Origin of the sequence: Streptomyces sp. NPDC090032 (assembly GCF_044748025.1) — a bacterium.
GTDB lineage: Bacteria > Actinomycetota > Actinomycetes > Streptomycetales > Streptomycetaceae > Streptomyces.
Genome location: NZ_JBIVFF010000005.1, coordinates 40133 through 48290, shown reverse-complemented (window position 1 = coordinate 48290; position 8158 = coordinate 40133). Strand labels below are relative to the sequence as shown.

The following is an 8158-nucleotide window of genomic DNA, read 5'->3' as shown; positions in this document are numbered from 1 at the left end:
GGTCCGCACCATGGGTGCGGACCCGCCCGGCTCGATTTGTCGCTTCCTTTCCTCGGCTTCTCACCCCATGGATCAGCCGGCGTTCTTGCGGTAGGCGCGCATGGCCAGTGGGAAGAAGACCACGATCACGCCGACCATCCAGGCGAAGGTGCCGGTCAGCGAGTCGGCGACCGGGCCGCCGTTGAGCAGACCACGGACCGATTCGGCCACCAGGGAGACGGGGTTGACGTCGGACCAGGCCTGGAGCCAGCCGGCCATGCCGTCCCGGGGGATGAAGACGTTGCTGGCGAAGGTGAGCGGCAGGATCAGGATCGTCATCAGGCCCTGCACGGAGGCGGGGTTCTTGATCAGCATGCCGAGGTACACCGAGATCCAGGAGAAGCTGAGGGCGAAGCCGATGAGCAGGGCGAGCGCGCCGAGTGTGGCGAGCGGGCCGGTCTCGATGCGGTAGCCCATGACCAGGGCGAGGACGACCAGGGTCGCCAGGCAGATGACGTAGCGGACGATGTCGGCGAGGACGGCACCGATCAGGGGGCTGGAGCGCGCGATCGGCATGCTGCGGAACCGGTCGAAGATCCCGGTACTGGCGTCCGCGCTGAGCGAGGCGCCGATGCCGATGCTGGCCTGGAAGACGGCCATGACCATGACGCCGGGGGTGACGAGCCGCAGATAGCCGTCGGTGTCGCCACCGGACATGGCGTCCCCGAACAGATAGATGAACATCAGCAGGCTGATGATCGGGGTGAGGACCACATCGACCAGCTGCATCGGCGACTTCATGAACTTGGCGACGCCGCGGCCCGCGAGGGCGAAGCTGTGCCGGGCGGTCTGCGCGAGACCGATACGGCCGGAGAGCTCGGCGGGGGCGCTGAGGGGCTGGGCGCTGAGGGTCTGGGTACTCATGGCGGGGTCCTCTCGGGAAAGTCTGCGCGGAACGTACGGAATGGGCAGGACGGCAGGACGGCAGGACGGGTGGAACGGGGTGGTGGCTCGGGGGCCGAGGTCTCAGACGGCCGAGGTCCTGGACGGCCCCTGGACGGCCGAGGTCTCAGACGGCGAGCGGCTGGTCGTCGGTGACGGGCTGGTCGTCACCGGCGGCGGGCGCGTTTCCGGTCAGGGCGAGGAAGACCTCGTCCAGGCTGGGCAGCCGCAGGCCGAGCTCGTCGGCGGTGATGCCGGCGCCGTCCAGGCGCCGGGCGACCGCGGCGACGACCAGCGGGTCGTCAGCGGGCACGGTGAGCACCCCGGAGTCCTGGGCGGGGGCGTGCCCGGTCAGCTCGGCGAGCATCCCGGCCACCTGCGGCACATCGGCGGCCACGGTGGGCCGGACCTGGAGGATCTGCCCGCCGACGCGGCGCTTGAGCTCACCGGGCCGGCCCTCGGCGACCTTGCGGCCCTTGTCGAAGACGGTGATGGAGTCGGCGAGCTGGTCGGCCTCTTCGAGGTACTGCGTGGTCAGCAGCACCGTGGAGCCGTCCGCGACCAACTGCCGTACGACATCCCAGACTTCCTGCCGGGCGTGCGGGTCCAGGCCGGTGGTGGGCTCGTCCAGGAAGAGCACCTGGGGCCGGCCGACCAGGGAGGCGGCCAGGTCCAGACGCCGTCGCATACCGCCGGAGAAGGTGGAGATCGGCTTGCGGGCCGCCTCGGCGAGGGAGAAGTTCTCCAGGAGCTCGGCGGCCCGCCCCTTCGCGTCGCGCCGGGACAGGCCGAGCAGCCGCGCGATGAGCACCAGGTTCTCGGTGCCGGACAGCGTCTCGTCCACCGAGGCGAACTGCCCGGTCAGCCCGATCAGTTGCCGCACCCTGACCGGGTCCTCGGCGATGTCGTACCCACCGATGGTGGCGTGCCCGGCGTCGGGCCGCAGCAGCGTGGCCAGGATGCGCACGGTGGTGGTCTTCCCGGCGCCGTTGGGCCCCAGGACGCCGACGACCTTGCCGGCCGGCACCTCCAGGTCGACGCCGTCCAGTGCGGTGAAATCGCCGTACTTCTTGACCAGTCCCTCGGCCCGGATCGCGTACGCCATGTTCAACAACTCCTCGTCAGGTCTTCGTCGTTCTCGATGACCAGGACGATTCCGCACCTCGCTGACAGCCCACGGCCAGCGCGCTGACAGCGGCCGCCGACGGCTGTCAGGCGGTATCAGGGCACGGGCCATGCCCTGCTCAGGGGCCGGGAACAGCGCGTGTGGGGAGGAGGGGAAGGCGGTGCCACCCAGGCTGCTCAGGCGCGTTCAGCGGCTCTGGGTGTGGTCCGTGGGTGCGGATGCGTCCTCGGTGGCTGCCCAGGTGGCGAGGATCCGGAGTGCGTCGTGTGCCGGGGTGTGGGGCGCGGCGCTGTAGGCGGTCAGGGTGAGGCCGGGCTGGGCGGGCAGCTCCATGGCGTCGAAGTCGAGGGTGATCTCGCCGACGGCGGGGTGGCGGAAGGATTTGCGGCCGGTGTGGTGCAGACGCACGTTGTGTTTGGCCCAGGCGGTGCGGAACTCGTCGCTGAGGGTGACGAGTTCGCCGATCAGGCCGGTCAGGTCGCTGTCTCCGGGAGCCCGGCCGGCCTCGGTGCGCAACAGGGAGACAGTCGTGTTCACGGACTGATCCCAGTCGGGGTAGAAGTCGGGGCCGGCCGGGTTCAGGAACTGGAAGCGGGCCAGATTGACCGGGCGCGGGGCGTCGTCCGTGAACAGTGGCGCGTACAGGGCGCGGCCGAGGCGGTTCACGGCGAGGACGTCGAGACGGCCGTTGCGGATGAAGGCCGGTACGTCGGTCATGGAGTCCAGGACGCGCAGCACGCTGTCCGGCAGGGGGCCGCGGGCGCGCTTGGCGCGGCGGGCGGGACGTTTGGCCGCGGCGCGGGCCAGGTCGTAGAGGTGGGCGCGTTCGGCGTCGTCGAGCTGCAGCGCGTTCGCGACGGAGTCCAGGACCTCCTCCGAGGCGCCGGCGAGGTGGCCGCGCTCCAGACGGACGTAGTAGTCGATGCTGACACCGGCGAGCAGGGCGACTTCCTCGCGGCGCAGGCCCGGCACGCGCCGGTTGCCGCCGTACGCGGGCAGCCCGGCCTGCTGCGGTGTGATCTTGGCGCGGCGGGAGGCCAGGAAGGCGCGGATGTCGCTCTCGGTACTCACGCATTCCAGGCTAAGCCGGACGGCGCACGGGTGGGGGGCCCTGTCAGTACCTGGCGGCCCAGGCCCTCCCCGGCCGCTTTGAGCTGCGGTTTCATCGATATCAGCAGCGGCTGCGCAACGCCGTCCGAACACCTCCCCCACCCATCCGCACACACGGAAGCAGCACCCCTCATGAGCAAGGTTTTCCTCATCACCGGCGCCGGGCGCGGCCTGGGCACCGACCTCGCCCGCCAGGCCCTGGCCGCCGGTCACCAGGTCGTGGCCACCGCCCGTAACCCGCAGAAGGTCCTCGACGCCCTCGGCGGCGAGCGGGACAACCTGCTGGCCCTCTCGCTGGACATCACCAGCCCGGACGCAGCCGCCGCCGCGGTTCAGGCGACCACCGACCGGTTCGGCCGGATCGACGTACTGATCAACAACGCGGCCGCCTTCCAGGCCGGGTACTTCGAAGAGATCTCCGACGCCCAGATGCGCGCGCAGATGGAGACGAACCTGTTCGGGCCGATGAACGTCACCCGCGCCGTCCTGCCCGTCATGCGCGCCCAGCGCGCGGGCCATGTCGTCACGATCTCCTCGCTGGCCGGTGTGATCGGCCAGGAATTCTGCGTCGCCTACGCCGCCGCCAAGTTCGGCGTCGAGGGCTGGATGGAATCCCTGCGCCACGACGTCGAGCCGTACGGCATCCGCACCACGATCGTCGAGCCCGGCTTCTTCCGCACCGAGCTGCTCGTGGACTCCTCCACCACCTGGGCGGAGCTGTCCCTCGACGACTACGCGGAGCGCACCGCCGAGACCAAGAAGATGTGGCAGTCGATGAACGGCCAGCAGGCCGGCGACCCCGCCAAACTCGCCGACGCCCTGCTCAAGGTCATCGACCTGGACGAGCCGCCGCTGCGGTTCGTCGCCGGTGACGACGCCGTGCCCGCCATCGAGGCCAAGGGCAAGGAGATCACCGACCAGGCCCGGGCCTCACGTGCCCTGGGCACCGGCCTGTCCCACGAAGACGCGGCCTGAGACCCCGAAGCACACCCCCACCCCCCTACGTTCGCAGGAGCCCGCATGGAATTCGTCAAGCCCCAGGCCACCGGCAAGGGACCCCAGGACTGGTTCTACGGAGACGTCTGGTTCGACGTCATTCACGCAGGCCAGGAACCCTCCCGTATCCGCGCCAACATGGTGCGCTTCGCCCCCGGCGCCCGCACCGCCTGGCACCTCCACGCCGTCGGTCAGACGCTCCACGTCATCGCCGGTACCGCCCTGATCGGCACCCGCGACGGCACCGTGTACGAGGCCCGGCCCGGCGAGACGGTCACCTGCCCGCCCGGCGAGGAGCACTGGCACGGCGCCACCGAGGACCGCTTCATGCAGCACCTCGCCCTGTGGGAGGGCACCGCCCCCGACGACGACCGGCCCGAGACCACCTGGCTGGAGCACGTCACCGACGAGCAGTACAACGCCGGCCGCACCCGCAGCCACTGACCACCGGCCCTCACCTGGTGACCACTGACTCTCACCTGGTGACTCCTGCCCTCACCTGGTCGGCGCGGAAGTGGGCGCCGGCCGGGGTGCGGTCATGTCGAGGAGGAGCAGCGCGTCGTGGTCGGGGCTGCCGGGTTCGGCGGTGTAGACGCCGATGCGCTGACCGGGCGTGCCTTCCACGTGCAGGGACTGGGACGTGAGGGTGAGCGTGCCGACCTGCGGGTGGTGGAAGGTCTTCTGCGCGGGCTTGCGTCCGGTCACCTCGTAGCGTTCCCACAGGCCCGCGAAGTCGGGGCTCTTCAGGAGGAGTTCGCCGACGAGGTGGGTGAGGTCGGGTGCGTCGGGGGCGGTGCCGGCGATGGCGCGCAGGCGGGCGACGCAGGCGGTGATCTGCCGGTCCCAGTCGGTGAAGAGGTCGCGGGCCGCGGGATGCAGGAACAGGTAGCGCGCGAGGTTGCGGTGCTTGGCCGGCCAGCCGTCCAGGCCCGCGTACAGGGCCAGGCCGCCGGGGTTCCAGGCCAGCATGTCCATGCTGCGGCTGATCACGTACGCCGGATTCGGACGCAGGGACTCGAGCAGCAGTTTGATGTGGGGGCGCACCGTTCGGCTGGGCGCGGGCGGCGGTTCGGGGGCGTATCGGGCGGCGCGGGCGGCGAGCTCGCGCAGGTGCTGGTGTTCCTGGTCGTCCATCTGCAGGGCGCGGGCGAGCGAGTCGAGGACGGCGGGGCTGGGGCGGGTCTCCTTGCCGCGTTCGAGCCGTACGTAGTAGTCGATGCTGATGCCGGCGAGGGTGGCCAGCTCCTCACGGCGCAGGCCGGGGGTGCGGTGGATGCCGGTGCCGACGGTGAGACCGGCCTGTTCGGGGCTGGTCTGGGTGCGGCGGGCGCGCAGGTAGCGGCCCAGCTCGGCGCCTTCACTGTGCGCGCTCTCCGTTGCCATGGCTCCGGTCTCGCCTGCACACGATCTGGTCGGCAGGTGCGAGGGGGCCCTGTCATTGCCCCCGAAGAACTCGCCCTGCCACACCCGCGCAATCCGGGTGAAGCTGAATGAGCAAGACGCCGAGACACCGCAAGACGCCGAGACACCACATGACGCCGAGACACCACATGACGCCTGTGGCCACCGCCATAACGCCGGCGGGCCGCAGGCACGACCTGCGGCCCGCACGACGCTGAGGGTGTCGGGCGACCCCACGATGTGAAGAGGTCGAGATGCACTACATCAAGCTGCGTGACCTGGAGGTTTCCCGGATCGGGCTGGGTACGATGGGCATGTCCCATGGCTACACCGGCGCCGGCAGCGACGACGCGGAGTCGATCAGGACCGTGCACCGTGCGCTGGAGCTGGGCGTCACGCTCATCGACACCGCCGAGATCTACGGCCCCTACACCAACGAGAAGCTGCTCGGAACGGCGCTGAAGGGCCGCCGGGACCAGGTGGTGCTGGCCACGAAGTTCGGCCTGATCTCCCACGGCGGTGACGGCGCCTGGAACCTGGACTCCAGCCCGGCCAACATCCGCACGGCCGTCGAGGGCTCCCTGAAGCGACTGGGCACCGACCACATCGACCTGTACTACCAGCACCGGGTGGACCCGAACACCCCCATCGAGGAGACCGCGGGAGCCGTCGCCGAGCTGATCGCCGAGGGCAAGGTGCGCGCCTTCGGACTCTCGGAGGCAGGACCGGACACGATCCGCCGCGCCCACGCCGTCCAGCCCGTCACCGCAGTGCAGTCGGAGTACTCCCTGTTCACCCGGGGCATCGAGGACCGCGTCCTGCCCGTCCTGCGGGAGCTGAACATAGGCCTGGTGCCGTTCTCCCCACTGGGACGCGGCTTCCTGACGGGCACCGTCCGCTCCATCGACCAGTTCGACGAGAGCGACGCCCGGCGCGACAACCCGCGCTTCACGGGCGAGAACTTCCAGCGCAACCTCGCACTCGCCGACGAGGTCAAGGCCCTGGCCGCCCAGGTCGGCGCCACTCCCGCACAGGTGGCCCTGGCCTGGCTGCTCGCCCAGGGCGACGACATCGCCCCGATCCCCGGCACCAAGCGGGTCAGCCGCGTCGAGGAGAACACCGCCGCCGACGCCGTCACGCTGACCGCCGAACAGCTCGACCAGCTCAGCAGCCTGCCTCCCGCCGCCGGTGCCACCCACACCGAGGCCCAGGCACGGATGCTCGAACGCTGACCTCCCGCCCCCCAGCGCTCTCCCTTTGGAGTAGTACCCCTTGATAAGCAACCGGCGGGTCGGATGGTCCGGGGGCTCGTACTCGGCTAAGCACCCCCACGGAGCGGGATTTCCATGATCCACTCCCCGCTCACTCCCGAGAGGTCCCCAGACAACAGATCAGGCCCGGTTTCCTCGGAAGGAAACCGGGCCTGATCTGTTATTTCAGCTGTCGGGGTGGCGGGATTTGAACCCACGACCTCTTCGTCCCGAACGAAGCGCGCTGCCAAGCTGCGCTACACCCCGATGTCGTTGCTCCACCGGCCCGCAGTTCTGCAGGTCGTGGCGACATCGATTACTTTAGCGGACCGGCGGCCGGAGACGAAATCCGGTTTTCTCAGGAGCCGGGGGTCAGCGTCAGGAGGGTCGCCTCCGGGGGGCAGGCGAAGCGGACCGGGGTGTAGCGGTTCGCGCCGCAGCCGGCCGAGACGTGCAGGTAGGAGCGGCGTCCTTCGGCCTCGTGGGACGACAGGCCCTTCACGCGGTCCGTGTCCAGGTCGCAGTTGGTGACCAGCGCCCCGTAGAAGGGGATGCACAGCTGGCCGCCGTGGGTGTGGCCGGCCAGCACCAGCGGGTAGCCGTCCGCCGTGAACGCGTCCAGGGTCCGCAGGTACGGGGCGTGCACGATGCCCATCGAGAAGTCGGCGCCCGCCTCCGGGCCGCCCGCCACGCGCGCGTACCGGTCGCGCTTGATGTGCGGGTCGTCCAGGCCCGTGAACCCGATCTCCATGCCTTCGATCTTGAGGGCGCCCCGCGCGTTCGTCAGGTTCAGCCAGCCCGCCCCGTCGAAGCCGTCCCGAAGGTCCTCCCACGGGTTGTGGATTGCGCCGACCGCGGGGGCGTTGCCGTTGAGGCCGTGGGCGCCGCGGGCCTTCTCGACGAGGTAGCGGGCGGGGTTGCGGAGCTTGGGGCCGTAGTAGTCGTTCGAGCCGAAGACGTACGCCCCCGGGAACTCCATCAGGGGGCCCAGCGCGTCCAGGACCTCCGGCACGCCCTCCGGGTCGGACAGGTTGTCGCCCGTGTTGATCACGAAGTCGGGGCGCAGTCCGGCCAGGGAGCGCAGCCAGCGCTGCTTCTTGCGCTGGCCGCCGACCATGTGGATGTCGGACACCTGGAGGACGCGCAGTGGGCGCATCCCCGCGGGCAGAACGGGGACCGTGACCCGTCGGAGGCGGAACGAGCGGGTTTCGAACCCCGCCGCGTAGATCAGTCCGGCGGCGCCCGCCGCCGTGATGCCTGCTGTCACTTTCAGGGGAATCCCGTATCGCGCGCGCATACGCCCATCGTGTCAGACCCGGCAGGTCCCGGAAATCAAGGGGCGTAGGGCATTGCA

The 8158-nt window shown here is 70.3% G+C and carries 8 protein-coding genes and 1 tRNA gene; 3 read left to right on the top strand and 6 right to left on the bottom strand.

Annotation, left to right across the window (positions count from 1 at the left end; all coding sequences use genetic code 11):
• Positions 1-72: 72 nt before the first annotated feature.
• From ACIPWY_RS12970 to ACIPWY_RS12960, 3 genes are all read right to left on the bottom strand, one after another.
• Positions 73-903 carry an ABC transporter permease gene (locus ACIPWY_RS12970; protein WP_362901097.1) on the bottom strand — a complete coding sequence of 277 codons (831 nt, stop codon included), beginning with the start codon at positions 901-903 and terminating at the stop codon, positions 73-75.
• A gap of 145 nt (positions 904-1048) precedes the next feature.
• On the bottom strand, positions 1049-2026 hold the full coding sequence (locus ACIPWY_RS12965) for an ATP-binding cassette domain-containing protein (RefSeq protein WP_362901095.1): 978 nt from the start codon (positions 2024-2026) through the stop codon (positions 1049-1051).
• 207 nt (positions 2027-2233) lie between these two features.
• Positions 2234-3118 (bottom strand): helix-turn-helix transcriptional regulator, encoded by an 885-nt coding sequence (locus ACIPWY_RS12960; protein ID WP_362901093.1) that lies wholly within the window; start codon positions 3116-3118, stop codon positions 2234-2236.
• Positions 3119-3289: 171 nt separating this feature from the next.
• Between ACIPWY_RS12960 and ACIPWY_RS12955 the strand changes: the two genes are divergently transcribed.
• Together ACIPWY_RS12955 and ACIPWY_RS12950 are read left to right on the top strand one after the other, a co-directional pair.
• Positions 3290-4132, top strand: a complete 843-nt coding sequence (locus ACIPWY_RS12955; RefSeq protein ID WP_362901091.1) for an SDR family oxidoreductase — start codon at positions 3290-3292, stop codon at positions 4130-4132.
• 45 nt (positions 4133-4177) lie between these two features.
• Entirely contained in the window at positions 4178-4597 is a 420-nt protein-coding gene (locus tag ACIPWY_RS12950; protein ID WP_351986503.1) for a cupin domain-containing protein, read from the top strand.
• A 51-nt stretch (positions 4598-4648) separates the two neighbouring features.
• Here the strand turns inward: ACIPWY_RS12950 and ACIPWY_RS12945 are convergent, their stop codons facing one another.
• Positions 4649-5536, bottom strand: coding sequence for a helix-turn-helix transcriptional regulator (locus ACIPWY_RS12945; RefSeq protein WP_393699551.1), 888 nt, complete (start codon positions 5534-5536; stop codon positions 4649-4651).
• A gap of 272 nt (positions 5537-5808) precedes the next feature.
• Between ACIPWY_RS12945 and ACIPWY_RS12940 the strand changes: the two genes are divergently transcribed.
• Positions 5809-6786, top strand: a complete 978-nt coding sequence (locus ACIPWY_RS12940; RefSeq protein WP_401533119.1) for an aldo/keto reductase — start codon at positions 5809-5811, stop codon at positions 6784-6786.
• Between the two features lie 211 nt (positions 6787-6997).
• Here ACIPWY_RS12940 and ACIPWY_RS12935 read toward each other — a convergent pair.
• Positions 6998-7071, bottom strand: a tRNA-Pro gene (locus tag ACIPWY_RS12935).
• A 91-nt stretch (positions 7072-7162) separates the two neighbouring features.
• Positions 7163-8101, bottom strand: coding sequence for a metallophosphoesterase (locus ACIPWY_RS12930; RefSeq protein ID WP_362901068.1), 939 nt, complete (start codon positions 8099-8101; stop codon positions 7163-7165).
• Between the last annotated feature and the right edge of the window lie 57 nt (positions 8102-8158).

Bases quoted from the DNA above. Each gene is read 5' to 3' on its own strand.
- ACIPWY_RS12940 (WP_401533119.1), top strand. From the start codon at position 5,809: ATGCACTACATCAAGCTGCGTGACCTGGAGGTTTCCCGGATCGGGCTG.
- ACIPWY_RS12970 (WP_362901097.1), bottom strand. From the start codon at position 903: ATGAGTACCCAGACCCTCAGCGCCCAGCCCCTCAGCGCCCCCGCCGAG.
- ACIPWY_RS12950 (WP_351986503.1), top strand. From the start codon at position 4,178: ATGGAATTCGTCAAGCCCCAGGCCACCGGCAAGGGACCCCAGGACTGG.
- ACIPWY_RS12965 (WP_362901095.1), bottom strand. From the start codon at position 2,026: ATGGCGTACGCGATCCGGGCCGAGGGACTGGTCAAGAAGTACGGCGAT.
- ACIPWY_RS12945 (WP_393699551.1), bottom strand. From the start codon at position 5,536: ATGGCAACGGAGAGCGCGCACAGTGAAGGCGCCGAGCTGGGCCGCTAC.
- ACIPWY_RS12930 (WP_362901068.1), bottom strand. From the start codon at position 8,101: ATGCGCGCGCGATACGGGATTCCCCTGAAAGTGACAGCAGGCATCACG.
- ACIPWY_RS12955 (WP_362901091.1), top strand. From the start codon at position 3,290: ATGAGCAAGGTTTTCCTCATCACCGGCGCCGGGCGCGGCCTGGGCACC.